11 protein-coding genes are annotated in these 15,186 nt (G+C 71.9%); 8 read left to right on the plus strand and 3 right to left on the minus strand.

Translation table 11 applies throughout. The annotated features are described in order from the left end of the window. The first annotated feature begins 2 nt into the window (after positions 1-2). Positions 3-1,565, plus strand: a complete 1,563-nt coding sequence (locus tag MYMAC_RS19360) for an asparagine synthase (RefSeq protein ID WP_095959145.1) — start codon at positions 3-5, stop codon at positions 1,563-1,565. Between the two features lie 88 nt (positions 1,566-1,653). After that, the gene (locus MYMAC_RS19365; RefSeq protein WP_095959146.1) at positions 1,654-3,132 is read left to right on the plus strand and encodes an FAD-dependent monooxygenase; all 1,479 of its coding nucleotides are present in this window, start codon (positions 1,654-1,656) and stop codon (positions 3,130-3,132) included. A 156-nt stretch (positions 3,133-3,288) separates the two neighbouring features. Here the strand turns inward: MYMAC_RS19365 and MYMAC_RS19370 are convergent, their stop codons facing one another. The 3 genes from MYMAC_RS19370 to MYMAC_RS19380 are packed head-to-tail and all read right to left on the minus strand — an operon-like array spanning position 3,289 to position 8,998. After that, the gene (locus MYMAC_RS19370) at positions 3,289-6,405 is read right to left on the minus strand and encodes an efflux RND transporter permease subunit (protein ID WP_095959147.1); all 3,117 of its coding nucleotides are present in this window, start codon (positions 6,403-6,405) and stop codon (positions 3,289-3,291) included. Continuing rightward, positions 6,402-7,589 (minus strand): efflux RND transporter periplasmic adaptor subunit, encoded by a 1,188-nt coding sequence (locus MYMAC_RS19375; RefSeq protein ID WP_095961626.1) that lies wholly within the window; start codon positions 7,587-7,589, stop codon positions 6,402-6,404. Before MYMAC_RS19375 ends, MYMAC_RS19370 begins: the two co-directional genes overlap by 4 nt. A 5-nt stretch (positions 7,590-7,594) precedes the next feature. Continuing rightward, positions 7,595-8,998: a TolC family protein gene (locus MYMAC_RS19380; protein WP_095959148.1), complete on the minus strand. Its 1,404-nt coding sequence runs from the start codon at positions 8,996-8,998 to the stop codon at positions 7,595-7,597. A 215-nt stretch (positions 8,999-9,213) separates the two neighbouring features. Between MYMAC_RS19380 and MYMAC_RS19385 the strand changes: the two genes are divergently transcribed. The 6 genes from MYMAC_RS19385 to MYMAC_RS19410 are packed head-to-tail and all read left to right on the plus strand — an operon-like array spanning position 9,214 to position 15,150. Continuing rightward, positions 9,214-11,157 (plus strand): MopE-related protein, encoded by a 1,944-nt coding sequence (locus tag MYMAC_RS19385; RefSeq protein WP_239988886.1) that lies wholly within the window; start codon positions 9,214-9,216, stop codon positions 11,155-11,157. A gap of 14 nt (positions 11,158-11,171) precedes the next feature. Next, on the plus strand, positions 11,172-11,870 hold the full coding sequence (locus MYMAC_RS19390; RefSeq protein WP_095961627.1) for an ABC transporter ATP-binding protein: 699 nt from the start codon (positions 11,172-11,174) through the stop codon (positions 11,868-11,870). Then, positions 11,867-12,640 carry an MlaE family ABC transporter permease gene (locus MYMAC_RS19395; protein WP_013940541.1) on the plus strand — a complete coding sequence of 258 codons (774 nt, stop codon included), beginning with the start codon at positions 11,867-11,869 and terminating at the stop codon, positions 12,638-12,640. The genes MYMAC_RS19390 and MYMAC_RS19395 overlap by 4 nt, the downstream gene beginning before the upstream one ends. Then, positions 12,637-13,383 (plus strand): MlaE family ABC transporter permease, encoded by a 747-nt coding sequence (locus tag MYMAC_RS19400; RefSeq protein ID WP_095959150.1) that lies wholly within the window; start codon positions 12,637-12,639, stop codon positions 13,381-13,383. Before MYMAC_RS19395 ends, MYMAC_RS19400 begins: the two co-directional genes overlap by 4 nt. A 14-nt stretch (positions 13,384-13,397) precedes the next feature. Further along, on the plus strand, positions 13,398-14,147 hold the full coding sequence (locus MYMAC_RS19405) for an ABC transporter ATP-binding protein (RefSeq protein WP_095959151.1): 750 nt from the start codon (positions 13,398-13,400) through the stop codon (positions 14,145-14,147). Next, positions 14,140-15,150, plus strand: a complete 1,011-nt coding sequence (locus tag MYMAC_RS19410) for an MlaD family protein (RefSeq protein WP_095959152.1) — start codon at positions 14,140-14,142, stop codon at positions 15,148-15,150. Before MYMAC_RS19405 ends, MYMAC_RS19410 begins: the two co-directional genes overlap by 8 nt. Positions 15,151-15,186: the final 36 nt, after the last annotated feature.

Here is a 15,186-nt window from a genome sequence, read left to right on the forward strand (position 1 = left end):
CGATGCTGCACGCTGACCTTGCGTTCGACGATCTTGCAGCCCCCCTTGGCCTCGTCGAGGGGGGCTTTTCCATCGGCCAATCACAGGTCAGGCTCGTGCAGCACCGGATGCTGCGTGCCGTGCTCCTGGAGGGCGCGGATCGGATCGTCGCCATTGTCCTGGAGCGCTTCGCAGACGATCCGGAAGGGCTCGAGCATGTCGTCGATGCCACGGATGGCCAGATCCAGACACATCTCGACGACCTTGAAGACTACCCGCTCGATTTCGCCGCGTTGACCATCGACCGCAGGCGACGGGCAATCCGCTACACGGCGTCGCCGACGATATCAATCCCAGTCTATTGCCTCGCGACGGCGGGCCGCGCTCGCTTCGATTGGGACTACGCCCGCCTGCTCGGAAGCGGCCCCCACGAAATCGTATGGGATTACGCGCTCGCCCAGATTGCCGGCGTCTCCACCTACGGCCCGGCGACGGTTGTGTCGGGGCTCTATCGCGCCACGTCAGGGGCCACGCTGGTGGTCACCACGGCGGGAGTGGATGCCATTCTGCCGGAGCCCGTGCGTCACGACGGTCCACGCGAGTTGCCCCCAGGTGTCGATGCCGAGGCGTTGTTCCGCGAGACGGTGATTTCGATCCTCGACGCGCGCCCCCTTGACCCGCGGCGAACCGCGGTGGAGCTGAGCGGCGGCATGGACTCGGCGCTTACCGGCCTCGCCACGGCGCACGTGACTGGCGAAGGCGCGATGAGTCTGGGCGCGCAATTCGACGGCGCGATGGGGGAAGCGCAACGCGCGCGCCGCCTGCTGTTGTGCCGAGCTGGCGGCTTCGCCGACCTTTCCGTGCCGGCCGGGCGCTATGCCCCCTTCTCCCCGCGGAGCCTCCGGCGACGCCGCCATCAGGTGTGGCCCGAAGATGAGAACTACCCGGAGATCTTTGAAGCCGCATTTCACATGCTGCGCGCCGCGGGGATTGACACGCTCGTCTCGGGCTTCGGTGGGGACGAGCTCTATTTCGCCTATCAAGGCGAGGCCGGGGAGGATGGCGTCGCGGCCGAGCCGCCGCCGTGCACGTTCCTCACCGCCCGAGGCCTGGCGACCGCGCTCAGCGCGCGCAGCACGTATCCGTCAGCCTGGTTGCAGCAGACCTGTTGGCAAAGCGCCGCGAGCCAATCGCAGCGGGTGCTGCGGTACGGCCTATGGCCAGTCTATCCCTATCTGAACGTCGCCCTGGCGCGCTTTGTCTCACGCCTGCCCGCGGCATTCCGGCGCGACCGCCGCATCCTGCGACGGACGCTGACCCGGTGGCTGGGCAATCCAGTGTTCGAGACGGCGTACGTCAAGGAGAGCTTTGACCCGGTGGCGCGACGCGGCATCGCCGAAAACCGCGCCTGGCTGCAAGCGCTCGTCAGACACTCTCCGCTATCGCGCCACGCCGAGATCGACACCGCGGCGATCCTCGCGGCGCTCGACAGCGACATCGACCGCCTCGACCGGGCCCGCTACAACGCGCTGTTCCGGTTCCTCAAAATCGCCTGCTTCTTCCAGTCCGACCGCCCTCTCAACTGAGCAAATGCCAGACCCCGGGTATTGCCGCAAGCCCCCCGGGTCATGCTCCACCATCGGCCGTTTTGAACCAGAGCCGGAGGGCCGAGAAATGCACGCGGACGTGGAGACTCAGCACGCAGTGGTGATTGCTGGTGGGGGGCCGACCGGGCTGATGCTGGCGGCGGAGCTGGCGTTGGCGCGGGTGGACGTGGCCATCATCGAGCGGCGCTCAAGTCAGGAGGTCTCCGGCTCACGCGCGCGCGGCCTGCACGCGCGCAGCCTGGAGGTGCTCGATCAACGCGGGGTCGTCGAGCGCTTCACCTCGCAAGGGCAAGCGGTCCAGAACGTCGCGTTCGGTCAGGCGCCTCTGGACCTCAGCGACTTCCCGACGCGTCACAACCACGGGCTCGCGCTCTTGCAAGAGCGCTTCGAGCGCATCCTGGCGGGTTGGGTGGGCGAGCTGGCGGTGCCCATCTACCGGGGATGCGAGGTGACGGGCTTCGCGCAGGACGACACCGGCGTCGACGTCGAGCTGTCCGACGGCCGTGCGCTGCGGGCGAAGTACCTCGTCGGGTGCGACGGAGGTCGCAGCCTCGTCCGCAAGGCGGCAGGCATTGACTTTCCGGGGTGGGACGCGTCGATCAGCTACCTCATCGCCGAGGTCGAGATGACTGGAGCGCCGGCGTTCGGCATCCGCCGGGACGAGAAGGGCACCTACGCCATGGGCAAGCTGGAGGACGGACGCGTGGGCGTCGTCCTGAGGGAGGAGCGTGTCGTCACGGGCGACGCGCCGACCCTGGAGGGGCTGCGCGAGGGACTCGTCGCGCTTTACGGGACGGACTATGGCCTGCGCGGCGCCACGCACCTCTCGAGGTTCACCGACATGACACGGCAGGCGGCGTCCTACCGCGAGCGCCGGGTGCTCCTGGCCGGCGACGCGGCCCACGTGCACTCGCCCATGGGCGGACAGGGGCTCAACCTCGGCGTGCAGGACGCCGTGAACCTGGGGTGGAAGCTGGCACAGGTCGTGCGCGGCGTCTCGCCGGAGAACCTGCTGGACACGTACCAGACCGAGCGGCACCCCGTCGCGGCCCGGGCGTTGCGGACGACCATGGCGCAGACAGCGCTGAGCCGCGGTGACGCGCGGATGGACGCCGTGCGCGAGACGCTGACGGAGCTGCTGCGGATGGACGGACCACGCAAGACGTACGCGGCGCTGCTGTCGGGGCTGGACGTCCACTACGACCTGGGACAGGGACACCCGCTGCTCGGGCGCCGCGTGCCGGACCTCGACCTGGTCACCGCCGACGGCCCCCGGCGCGTGTTCCACCTGCTGCACGACGCGCGGCCGGTGCTGCTCAACCTGGGCGAGCCCGGCGCGCTCGACATCATCCCCTGGGCGGACCGGGTTCGGAGCGTCGCTGCCCGCTACAGCGGAGCGTGGCAGCTCCCCGTGCTCGGCGCGGTCACACCGCCCGTCGCGGTGCTGATTCGGCCGGATGGACACGTCGCATGGGTCGGAGAGGGCACGGACCAGGGGCTGCATGAGGCCCTGCGCCGCTGGTTCGGGCCGCCTCGTGCGACGTAACGCGGCTCGCGTGCCGGCACGCCGCCTGCGACGCCCAGGCCTCCGGAAGCCCCTCAGGGCGTCCCCACCTGGCCATCATGCGACGGGACCTCCTGGCGGGCCCAGGCCATCGCGGCGCCACGAGGACGCCCGCGATGGCCCGTTCACCCGAACCGCTCAACCATGCGCCGCCGGCCGGGGCTCCTCATCGTGCCGCGGCGGCTCGTGGCGCTCCTCGTCCTTCTTGCCGAAGCGCTCCCCCAGCCGCGTCTTGATGCGGTCCGCCACCACGTAGAAGGCGGGCACCACCAGCAGGCTGAGCACCGTGGACACGGACAGGCCGCCGAGCACGGCGATGGACATGGGCGCGCGCGTCTCCGAGCCCGCGCCCAGCGCCAGCGCCGCCGGCACCGCGGCCATCATCGTCGCGGTGGACGTCATGAGGATGGGCCGCAGCCGCACCGGGCCCGCGCGCAGCATGGCCTGCAGCGCGTCCGCGCCCCGCTCCCGCTCTTGCAGCGCGTAGTCCACCAGGATGATGGAGTTCTTCTTCACGATGCCCATCAGCAGCAGCAGGCCAATCATGCTGAAGATGTTCAGCGTGGTGCTCGTGGCGAACAGCGCGAACGCCGCGCCCGCCACGGAGAGCGGCAGAATCGTGAGCACCGTCACCGGGTGCAGGAACGAGTTGAACTGCGCGCCCAGCACCATGTAGGCCACGCCAATCCCGAGGAAGAGCGCGAAGAACAGGCTGCTCATCGAGTCGCGGAAGGCCACGCTGGCGCCACCGGCCACCACGCGCACGCCGCCGGGCAGCTCCTTCGCCAGCCGCTCCACCGTCGCCAGCGCCTCTTCCTGGTTCGAGCCAGGCGCCACGTTCGCGTAGATGCTGATGGCGCGCTCGCGGTCCCTCCGGGTGATGGCCTGCAGCGCGGGCCGCTCCTCCTGCGTCACCAGCGCCGACAGCGGCACCAGCGCGCCGCTGGCCGTCCGGACCTTCAACGTGGACAGGTCCTCCGGCCTGGCGCGCTGGTCCTTCATCAACCGCATGCGCACGTCGATGCGCCGGCCGCCGGTGCTGTACTTGCCCACGCGCACGCCGCCCACCAGCGCGTTGATGGTGGTGGCCACCGACTGGATGGGCACCCCCAGGTCCGCCGCGCGGCCCCGGTCCGGGGTGATGCGCAGCTCCGGCATGCCCAGCTGGTAGTCCGTGTCCACGTCCACCACCTTGCCGCTGGCCAGGAGCAGCTCCCGCATCTGCTGGCTGCCCTCCACCAACTGCTCCCAGTCCGAGCCGCGCACGCTGAACTCCACCGGGAAGCCGCGCTGCGCCGTGAAGCCGCTCTGGGATTGGTCCTGCACCACCGCGCGCAGGCCCGGGTAGCTGTTGAACTCCTTGCGGAGGATCTGCTGGAACTCCGACTGCGGCATGCGCTCGTCGGGCGGCTTCAAGCTGACGAACATGATGCCGGTGTTGACCGCGCCGCTGCCGAAGCCGCCGACGACGGAGAACACGCGCGTCACCTCGGGCCGGTTGCTGGCGAACTCCTCCGCCCGAAGGAACAGCCGGTTCGTCTCCTCGATGTCGCTGCCCACCGCCGTCTGCATGCGCACCAGCAGGCGGCTCTGGTCCTGCGACGGCACGAACTCACCGGGCAGCGCGCGGAAGACGAAGGCGCTGACGCCCAGCAGCAACACCGCCGCGCCCAGCACCCACCAGGGGCGCTTCAGCCCCCACCCCAGGGCGCGCGCGTAGACGCGCTCCAGCTTCTCGAAGCCCCGGTCCACCCACACGCCCACCGCGCTGCGGCCCTCACGCGACGTCTTGAGCAGCTGCGCGCAGCGCGCGGGCGCCAGGGTGATGGCCTCCACGTAGGACAGCAGCACCGCCACGCACAGCGTCACGCCGAACTGGAGGAAGTACTTGCCGATGACTCCGCTCATGAAGACGACGGGCAGGAAGATGGCAATCACCGCCAGCGTCGCCGCCAGCGCGGCGAAGGTGATCTCCGCCGTGCCCTCGCGCGCGGCGCGCACCCGGTCCTTCCCCTCTTCGGAGTGCCGGTAGATGTTCTCCAGCACCATGATGGCGTCGTCCACGACGATGCCCACCGCCAGCGCCAGGCCCAGCAGCGTGAAGGTGTTGAGCGTGAAGCCCAGGAAGTAGATGACGGCCACCGTCCCCAGCAGCGACATGGGGATGGCCAGCACCACGTTCATCGTGCTGGACAGCGAGCCCAGGAACACCCAGCACACGAACGCGGTGAGCAGGCACGCGAGCATCAGCTCGAACTCGATCTCGTGGACGCTCTCCTCGATGAACTGCGTCGAGTCGAAGTTGACGCCCAGCTGCATCCCCTCCGGCAGGTCCTTCTGCATCTTGGCCAGCTCGGCCCGGATGCCCTGCGCCACCGCCACGGCGTTGGCGCCGCGCTGCTTCTTGATGCCCACGCCCTGCGCCGGCTCGCCGTTGATGCGCGCCATGCGGCGCACGTCCTCGAAGCCGTCCTCCACCAGCGCCACGTCGTTCAGGTAGACGGGGAAGCCGTCCTGCTCCCGGACGATGATGCGCCGCAGGGTCTCCAGGTCCAGCGCCTCGCCCATGACGCGGACGTTGACCTCGCGGCCCTGCGTCTCGATGCGGCCGGCGGGCAGCTCCACGTGCTCCCGCTGGAGCGCGGCCGTCACGTCCATGACGGTCAGCCCCAGCGCGTCCAGCTTCTCCGCGTCCACCCAGATGCGGACGTTGCGCTCCAGCATGCCGCCGAGCTGCACCTCGCCCACGCCCGGAATCGTCTGGAGCTTCTCCTTCACGCGGAAGCGGGCGTAGTCACTCACCACCTGCTGGCTGAAGGGCCCGGACACGCCGACCCAGAGGATGGGTTGGTCCTCCGGGTTGGACTTGGAGATGATGGGCGGGTCGATGTCCAGCGGCAGCCGGCGCTGCACCTGGCTGACCTTGGTCTGCACGTCCTGGAGCGCCAGGTCCACGTTGCGCGACAGGTCCAGCTCGACGGTGACCCTGCCGCCGCCCTGGCGCGCGGAGGAGCTGATGGCCGTGACGCCCTCCACCTGCGTCACCGCCTCCTCGATGAACTCGAGGACGTCGCTCTCCACCGCCTCCGGGTTGGCGCCTTCCCAGGTGACGGAGATGTTGATGGTGGGGAAGTCGACGTCCGGGAACTGGCTGATGCCGATGCGCTGCGCGGCCACCAGTCCGAAGACGATGGTGGCCGCCATGATCATCCACGCCAGGACGGGCTTCTTGATGCACGCCTCGGTGATGTTCATGGCCGCGTGCCTCCGCCGCCGCTGGCGGCCTCGGGCCGCAGGGCGGGCTCGCCGGTGACCTGGGGCTTGGGCGCCTGGGCCACGCGGACGGAGGCCCCCTCGCGCAGGGCCTCGCCGCCGCGCACCACCAGCAGCTCACTGGGCTTCACCCCGTCGCGCACCTCCACGCGGCCATCCGCGGTGCGCATGCCCAGCTCCAGCACGCGCTCGCGAGCCTTGTTGCCCTCCACCACGTAGGCCAGGAAGCCGCGCTCACTGGCGCGCACCGCCGTCTGCGGAATCACCGGGCTTCCGCCGCGAGTGTCCACCGGCACCGCCACCGTGGCGAAGGCGCCCGGCCGCAGCCGCTCGGCGGCCTCGCCGGTGATCTCCGCCGTCACCGGCACCATGCGGCTGGCGTCGTCCGCGGCGGCGGCCACGTGTGTAATCTTCGCCGTGAAGGATCCGCCCCCGGCGGAGCTGACGGAGAAGCGCGCCGTCATGCCGGGCTGGATGCGCGCCACGTCCGCCGCCGGGACGGTGAAGCGCAGCAGCAGCGGCTCGCGCCGCAGCAGCGTGGCCAGCACGACGCCGGGCTGCACGTACTGGCCCGTCTGCACCGTGCGCGTCTGGAGCACGCCGTCCATGGGCGCGCGCACGTAGGCGTCCCGCTGGTTGAGCTGCGCCTGGTCCACCAGCGCCTTCGCCGCCGCCACGTCCGCCGCCGCCGTACGCGCGCGGGCCTCGAAGGTCTCCAGTTGCTCGGCGGGCAGCAGGCCGGGGCTGGCCTCGTTCACCGCGGTGCGGCGCTTCGCGCCGGCCTCCGCCTCCTCCAGCGTGGCGCGGGCCCGCGCCAGCGAGGCCTCCGCGGAGCGCACGGCGATGGCGTAGCGGGCGGGCTCGATCTCCGCGAGCACCTCGCCCTTCTTCACCGCCTGCCCCTCCGCGAAGCGCACCCGCTCCACGGCGCCAGGCACCCGGGCGGTGATCTGCACCCGCTCGAAGGCCTCCACGGAGCCCACCGCGTCCACCACGTACTCCACGTCCCGCGACTCCACCGGAGCCACCTCGACGGGGAACTGGATGGCTGCCCGGCCGCCACCCGCCGGCGCACCCTTGCCGGGGGGGCTCTGCGCGTCCTTCTTGCAGCCCGCTCCCAGGGCCAGCGCGGCCACGGCCAGACCCAACGTTCCTACGCGTCGCATTTCCTTCACGGTTCCTTCCCCAATGGGTCGAGTCCGACTGCCGCCCGCAGCCCCAGCAACGCCACGCCGAGCGCGAACCGGCTCTGGGCATACGCCACCTCCGCCTCGAACTGCCGCAGTGAGGCGTCCGCCACCGTCAGCGCCGTGGACAGGCCCTGACGGTAGAGAATCCCCTGCTCCTCCGCGTTCTGCCGCGCCGTGCGGACCGCCAGGTCGCTCTGTGCCAGGGCGGCCTGGGCGTTCTCCAGCGCCACCCTCGCCTGCTCGATGTCCACGTCCACCCGGCGCGTGGTGGCCTGGACCTGGAGCTGCGCCGCCTTCGCCAGCGCCACCCGCTCCCGGCGCTCCGCGTAGCGCTCGCCGCCGTCGAAGAAGTTCCAGATGAGGTTGAGCCCCAGGAAGCCGTCACCGGTGCGGCCCGCGAGGCCGGCTTCGTTCGTCAGGCGGTAGGTGGCGGACGCCCCCAGGGTGGGGAGCAGCCGGGCCAGCGGCTCCTTGGCGTTCTCCTCCAGCGCGTCCACCCGCAGCCGGGCGGCCAGGATGTCCGGGCGGCGGTCCAGGGCGCCCTCGGCCAGGGAGGCGTGGGCCTCCAGGGGTCGGCTGGCGTCCGACAGCAGCGTGTCCGGGGCGGCCAGGCGCCCCTCCACCGGGCTCACCAGCAGGTAGCTCAGCTCCAGCCGCGTGGTCTGCGCGGCGTTGCGGGCGTTGGACAACTGCACCTCGGCGCTCGCGGCCTCCAGCTCCGCCCGCGTCACGTCATTGGTGCTGGCCAGGCCCGCCTCGGCGCGGGCCGCCGCGTCCTGGAGCGACTTGCGGGCGAACGCGAGCCGCTGCTCGGCCGCGCGGTACACCTGCTCCTGGGCCAGGGTGGAGAGGAAGGCGCTGGCGGCCTCGAAGCCGATCTGCCGGCGGGCCTCCACGGCCTCCCACTCCGCCGCGTCCTCATCCCGCCGGGCGGCGCGGTACAGGAAGATGCCGCGCGCGTCGAACAGCGGCATGCTGGCGACGAAGTTGGCGTTGAAGGCGTTGCTGCGCTGGATGACCACCGTCTGGCCACCGACCTCGCGCGTCACCTCGTTCAGGCGCCGGGTGTAGGTCCCCGTCCCCGTCAGCTCCGGGAAGAAGAAGGCCCGGGCCCGGGCCACCCGGGCCCTCGCGGCCTCGGATTGCTGCTCGGCGGCCAGGGCCACCTCGTTGCGCTTCGCGGCCAGGGCCACGGCCTGTTCCAGCGTCAGCGGACCGCCCTCGGTGGGCGGGGCGCCCTGGGGCGGCGGCTGGGAGGACGGGGCGACTGGGACGTCCGCGGAGGCGGCCTCGGCCGCGCCAGGCTGCTGGCCGGATGCGTCGGAGGCTGACAGGGCAAGCCAGGCGCAGAGGGGCACGGCGGTGGCGAGACGGGGTCTTTGCATGAACGGGCGGGGGATGCTCGGGCCTCGGAGGGCGGTTCGGCGCGCCATATAAACGGAGCTGGAGAGAAGGGGCTATGTCGATTCGGTGTCTGGACGCTGGCCAGCGCAACGGACTATGGGTGGCTTCAGGTTCTCCTGCGTTTCTTGGCTCACTGTCGAAAAATTGCGGGCGCCACCAGGCGCCCGGGAATGCTCAGCCGATGCGATTATTCCTGATGGGTTGCGTTCTTGGCGTGGGGCTCTCTGTCTCCGGCTGCCGGAAGGAGGACCCGCCCGATGCCGGCGCGATCCGCGCGCGCGTCTCGTATGCGACGTTTCGCCCGGGCTGCCTCACGTTGACCGTCACGGACGTGGAGGACCCCAGCCGCACCGACACCGCCGAAATCCGGATGGAGCCCTCGGCCCGCAGCGACGTGCGGACGGTGGCCGTCCTGGGCCGGGCGGGCTGGAGCCGCGACCTGCGGCTCACCGCGACCGCCCACGAGCGCTCCTGCACCGGGCCCGTGGTGGCGCGGCACGAGATCACCACCCAGGTCCCCGCGGTGGGCACCCACGAGGTGGAGCTGGACCTGCGCGCCCTGGACCTGGATGACGACGGCTATGTCTCCATGGACGGCGCCTTCCCGGGGTCGGACTGCAACGACGACGACGCGGCCATCCACCCCGCGGCGACCGAGCTGTGCGACGGCGTGGACAACAACTGCGCCAACGGCGAGGCGGACGCCCCCGGCGGCGCCGAGTACTACCCCGACGCGGACGGAGATGGCTACGGCGACTCGAACGCCCTGCCCAACCTCTCCTGCAATCCCCCCCAGGGCTACATCCGGGAGGGCGGCGACTGCGATGACCGCGACCCCGCCGTCCACCCCAACCAGGCTGAGTTCATCTGCGACGGGAAGGACGACAACTGCGACAACGTCATCGACAATGACCCGTTCGACGTGGGCGTGACGTGCCAGGCGGAGGGCAACTGCCCGGGTGTCAAGCAGTGCGCGGGCAACGCGCTGACCGCCTGCGTCAGCACCGAGGTGCCGCGGGAGTGGTTCCTGGACGAGGACGGTGACGGCCACGCGGGGACGTCCGTGGGCCTCTGGTGCGCCGAACCGCCGACGGGCGCCGTGGAGACGAACACGGACTGCGATGAGAGTTCGCGCTTCGTGTCGGGCTCGGCCACCGAGGTGTGCGACCGGCTGGACAACGACTGCGACGGCCTGGTGGACGAGGACGTGGCTGACTGCGACCCCGAGGACTGGTCGATGACGGACGCGACGCCCGCCACGCTTGTCTGGGAGACGGTGGCCGCCTACGCCGGCAACAAGGGCTGGCTCGGGGGACGTGACGGCCAGATCGCCCACGTCGACGGGGACACGATCTCCGTCGTGGCGACCTGCCCGGACCCGTGGCAGTCCTCCTGGGTGGCGAGCTCCGGCCGCGTGTTCATGGGCAGCGGCGCGGGCAAGTTCACCACCCGGCTTCCGACCGACTCCGGCGCCTGTGACGAAGTGGATGGCCTCGCGGATGCCAGCATCAACGGGATGGTGGGCTTCGAGAATGGCAACCGCGTGGCGCTGTATGCGGTGGACAGCGCGGGGCGGATCATCCTCTGGAACTACGAGGAGGGCGCTCCCACGCAGGAGGCCCCGCGGGAGCTCACCCAGCTTTACGACAACCTCAGGTCCATTGACGGCACCAGCCCGTACACGCTGTTCGCGGCGGGCGCCGAGAACGTGGCCCCCGGCACCCAGCGCCCCGTGGTCTGGCGCGGCCCCACGCAGGAGGGCGGCACCTGGGAACGGGAGGTGCGGGGCGACGCAGGGGAGGAACGGTACTTCTATGGCATCCGGGTGCTCTCGCCGAGCCACGTCTACGTCGTGGGCGCCGCCGGGCTCTTCCTGGAGCGTTCGGGCACGACGTGGACCACGAAGCCCCCCATCATGCTTCCGACCGAGACCCCGGCGGACATCCGCGCGCTGGTGGCCTTCGGCAGCAAGGCCATCTACGCCGTGAGCAGCGGCACGAACAACATCCACTTCTTCGACGGCACGGCCTGGAGCCCCGCTTTCGAGCCGTCCAGTCGCATGAACGCGCTGAGTGGCACCGGCCCGGGGGACGTCTGGGTCGCGGGCGACAGCGGCGCGCTCGTGCGTTGGCGGCCCTGAGGCGGACGGACACCATGGACCTGCGCGCGGACGGCCTTTCGGTGCGGTACGGGGCGCGGCAGGTCCTGTCCGACGTGCGCTGCGCGCTGCCGCCCGGGACGCAAGCGCTGGTGCTGGGGCGCTCGGGCGCGGGGAAGACGACGTTCGTGAAGGCCCTGGCCGGGCTGGTGCGGCCCACGGAGGGCCGCGTCCTGTGGGATGCGCAGGACGCGGCGCTGCTGACGGCCGCGGAGCGCCGGGAGCGGCAGGCGTCGTTCGGGATGGTGTTCCAGACGGACGCCTTGTTCGACTCGATGACGGTGCTGGAGAACGTCATGGCGCCCCTCACCCGCCGCCACGTCCCGGAGGCCGAGGCCCGGAGCCGCGCCAGTGACGTGCTGCGCGCGGTGGGCCTGGCGGACGCGGCGGACACGCTGCCGGAGCGGCTGTCCGGCGGCATGAAGAAGCGGGCGGGCATCGCGCGGGCGCTGGCGGCGCGGCCGTCGGTGGTGCTCGCGGATGACCCCTTCGCGGGGCTGGACCCGGGCACGGCCCGGCAGGTGGCCCGGGTGCTCCTGGACGTGTCGAAGGGCGGCACGCTGCTGGTGGTGGCGACAGAGGCGCCGATGGACCTGCCCCTGCCCCGCTGGCTGTACCTGCGCGGCGGGCGGCTGGTTCATGACGGCCCCCCAGCGCCCGAGCTCGAGGACGCTCCGGACGAGGTGCCGGCGTGACGCTCCTGACACGGCTCGGACGCGCGGGGCTGGACGCCCTGCGTGGCGTCGGCGCGCTCGGGCTGGTCGTGGGCCGCACGGTGCTGGCGCTGCCGAAGCTGGAGCGCCGCGAGCTGGGCCGCGCCCTGGTGCAGTTCGGCTACGGCTCCCTGCCGCTCGCGCTGGCCACGGCGGCGCTGGCCGGCGTCATCGTGGTGCTCCAGTCGGGCATCTACGTCCAGCGCTTCGGCGCGCGGGCCTTCCTCGGCTGGGCGGCGGGCTACGGCGTGCTGTGGGAGTTCGGCCCGCTGCTGCTGGGCCTCATCATGTCGGCGCGCCTGGGCGCCCGGAACGCGGCGGAGCTGGCGTTGATGCAGGTGGGCGGGCAGATTGAAGGGCTGCGCGGCATCGGGCTGGACCCCTTCGCCATCCTCGTCGCGCCCCGCGTGGTGGCCATGGAGGTCAGCATGCTGGCGCTCAGCAGCGTCACCTTCGCGGTGGCCATCCTCTTCGAGTCCGTGGCCGCCCTGCTCGCCCTGAACCTGCCGGTGCGCGTCTTCTTCGGCACCTTCGCGCAGCTGCTCGGCCCGCTCGACGTCCTGGGCGGCGTGGTGAAGACGGGCATCTTCGGGCTGGCCATCGCCCTGCTGTCCACCACGGTGGGCCTGTCCGCCCGGGGCGGCGCGCACGCCGTGGGCCAGGCGGCGGCCAGCGCGGTGGTGCGGGGCTGCGCGGCCATCTTCGTCCTCGACTTCGTGCTCACGTCGCTGCTCGCGGGGTGGATGGGATGAGCGGCGTGCGGACGTTCCTCGGGGCGCCCGCGGTGATGCTGGCGCGCACGGTGCGGGCCTCCACGCGGGACGGCGTGCCCTGGCGCGAGTCGCTGGCGCAGCTCCACGAGCTGGGCGGGCGCAGCGTCTGGCTGGTGATGTCCGGCATGGCCTTCTTCGGCGCGGTGCTCGTCACCATCGCCAACAGCCAGGCGCGGCGCTTCGTGGGCAACGTGGCGGTGCTGGGGCCCGCCTACTTCGAGCTGCTCATCCGCGAGCTGGGGCCCGCGGTGTCCGCGCTGCTCACGGCGTCCCGCGCGGGCGCGGCCCACGCGGCCGAGCTGTCCACCATGAGCGTCAACGAGCAGGTGGAGGCCCTGGAGATGTCGGCGGGAGACCCCTACGCCGACCTGGTGGCGCCCCGGGTCATCGCCGGCGTCCTGGGCGTCCCGCTGCTGTGCACCCTGGGCACCGTCGCGGCCACGCTGTCCGCGGCGGCGGTGGCGCAGCTCGCCTTCGGTGTGGACGGGCGCGCCTTCATGGATCCGCGCTACGTGGACGGGTGGGACTTGCTCGCCGCGTTCCTGAAGGCCGCGGGCTGCGGGCTCTACATCCCGTTGGCGGCGGCCGTGGCGGGCCTCAAGGCGCGCGGCGGCGCCGAGGCCGTGGGCGAGGCCACCACCGACGGCGTGGTTGCGGCGAGCCTGGGGTGCCTGCTCATCGACCTCGCCGTGTCGCTGGCCTTCCAGCTCCTGCGCCTGTGAGCGAGCCTTCGCGCATGACGCCCCTCCCCGACGACGAGGCGCTGCGGTTCCGGGACGTCCACGTCGCGTTCGACGAGGGCCGCCGGCCCGTGCTCGCGGGGCTCACGGCGGACGTGTCCACGAAGGAGCTGACGTTCATCGCGGGCGCCAGCGGCACCGGGAAGAGCGTGCTGTGCCGGCTGGCGGTGGGGCTGCTGCGCCCGGACGCGGGCGAGGTGGCGCTCTGGGGCGAGCGCGTGGACTCCCGGCCCGAGCGCGAGCTGGTGCCGCTGCGCCGGCGGGCCCCCTACCTGGTGCAGGGCCCGGCGCTGCTGGACTGGCGCACGCTCCGGCAGAACGTGTGGCTGGCGGACCCGGCGGCGTCCGCGGATGACGTGGACGCCGCGCTGGCCCAGGTGGGGCTGCTGGATTGGGCGGACCGGCTGCCTCCGGAGCTGGGGCCCGGGGCGAAGAAGCGGACGGCCATCGCGCGGGCGCTGGTGCTCAAGCCGCGCTATCTGCTCTTCGACGAGCCGACGACGGGCCTGGACCGGAAGGCGGCGGGACAGGTGGAGGAGGTGCTCGCGTCGCTGAAGGCGCGGGGCCTGGGGGGCATGGTGGTGTCCCACGACTACCGGCAGTTGAAGGCGCTGGCGGACCGGGTCCTGGTGGTGGCGAACAAGCAATGTGCTTACCTGGGGACGCCGAAGGGCTTCCTGGAGTCCACCGCGCCCGAGCTGCGGGTGCTGACGGCGCCGTTCATGGAGGGCGCGACGGATGGATGAGCGACGGCTGGAGCTGAAGGTGGGCGCCCTGGTGCTGGCCGCCATCGTGGGCGTGCTGTTGCTGCTGTGGCTGATGGGCGAGCTGAAGCTGGGCTCGGAGACGGGGCTGGCGGTGGACTTCGGCCACACGGGCAACGTGGTTGAGGGCGCGCCCGTGAAGCTGGGCGGCGTGCAGGTGGGGCGCGTGCAGGACATCCAGCTCCAACCGGAGCGGCGGGACGCGCAAGGGCGCCCCCTGCCCGTGCGGATGGAGCTCGCGGTGGCGCCGGAGGCCGTGGGCGCGCTGCGCGAGGACGCGCGCGTGACGGTGGCCACGGTGGGCATCCTGGGCGAGCCCTACCTGGAGCTGAACCCGGGCTCGGCGCCGGAGCGGCTGCCCGCGGGCACCGTCGTGCGGGGGACGGACGCGCCCCGGTTGGATGTGCTGGCCGAGCAGCTCACCCGCTTCGTGGACCTGCTGTCGCAGATGCTGGAGGAGGACCCGGAGGCGATTCGAGGCCTCGCGGCGAACGTGTCCCGCCTGGCGCGGACGCTGGACCAGATGCTGACGGAGAACCGGGGCGACGTGAAGGTGTTGGCGACCGAACTGGCCGCCGCCTCCAAGGACCTGCGCCAGCTCGCGGGCCTGGCGCGCGAGGCCTTCCAGCCCGGAGGCAAGGGCGCGCGGATGCTGGACGACGCGGCGGCGGTGGCCTCCGTGGTGCGCCGGGACTTGCCGGGCCTGACGAAGTCCGCCGGGACGACGTTGGACGGGCTCGCCGCGGTGACGGGCCCGCTGGGGCCGGAGGACGGCGCGCGGGTGAAGCTCGCCCTGGAGCGCCTCACGGCGGCCTCGGGGCAGTTGGAGAGCATCGCGGCGCGCGCGGACCGGGTGCTGGCGAAGCTGGAGGCCGGCGAGGGCACCGCGGGCGCGGTGCTCCAGGACGGCACGCTCTACGAGGAGCTGCGCGAGCTGGTGACGGACCTCCGCAAGCACCCGTGGAAGGTGCTCTGGAAGGACTGAATCTGCATTCTTCTGTGCATGCTGCACCGAACGCAT

The organism is Corallococcus macrosporus DSM 14697 (assembly GCF_002305895.1).
Lineage (GTDB): Bacteria > Myxococcota > Myxococcia > Myxococcales > Myxococcaceae > Myxococcus > Myxococcus macrosporus.

Excerpts from the sequence above, each read along its gene's own strand:
- MYMAC_RS19360 (WP_095959145.1), top strand. The coding sequence starts at position 3 with ATGCTGCACGCTGACCTTGCGTTCGACGATCTTGCAGCCCCCCTTGGC.
- MYMAC_RS19365 (WP_095959146.1), top strand. The coding sequence starts at position 1,654 with ATGCACGCGGACGTGGAGACTCAGCACGCAGTGGTGATTGCTGGTGGG.
- MYMAC_RS19370 (WP_095959147.1), bottom strand. The coding sequence starts at position 6,405 with ATGAACATCACCGAGGCGTGCATCAAGAAGCCCGTCCTGGCGTGGATG.
- MYMAC_RS19375 (WP_095961626.1), bottom strand. The coding sequence starts at position 7,589 with ATGCGACGCGTAGGAACGTTGGGTCTGGCCGTGGCCGCGCTGGCCCTG.
- MYMAC_RS19380 (WP_095959148.1), bottom strand. The coding sequence starts at position 8,998 with ATGCAAAGACCCCGTCTCGCCACCGCCGTGCCCCTCTGCGCCTGGCTT.
- MYMAC_RS19385 (WP_239988886.1), top strand. The coding sequence starts at position 9,214 with ATGGGTTGCGTTCTTGGCGTGGGGCTCTCTGTCTCCGGCTGCCGGAAG.
- MYMAC_RS19390 (WP_095961627.1), top strand. The coding sequence starts at position 11,172 with ATGGACCTGCGCGCGGACGGCCTTTCGGTGCGGTACGGGGCGCGGCAG.
- MYMAC_RS19400 (WP_095959150.1), top strand. The coding sequence starts at position 12,637 with ATGAGCGGCGTGCGGACGTTCCTCGGGGCGCCCGCGGTGATGCTGGCG.
- MYMAC_RS19405 (WP_095959151.1), top strand. The coding sequence starts at position 13,398 with ATGACGCCCCTCCCCGACGACGAGGCGCTGCGGTTCCGGGACGTCCAC.
- MYMAC_RS19410 (WP_095959152.1), top strand. The coding sequence starts at position 14,140 with ATGGATGAGCGACGGCTGGAGCTGAAGGTGGGCGCCCTGGTGCTGGCC.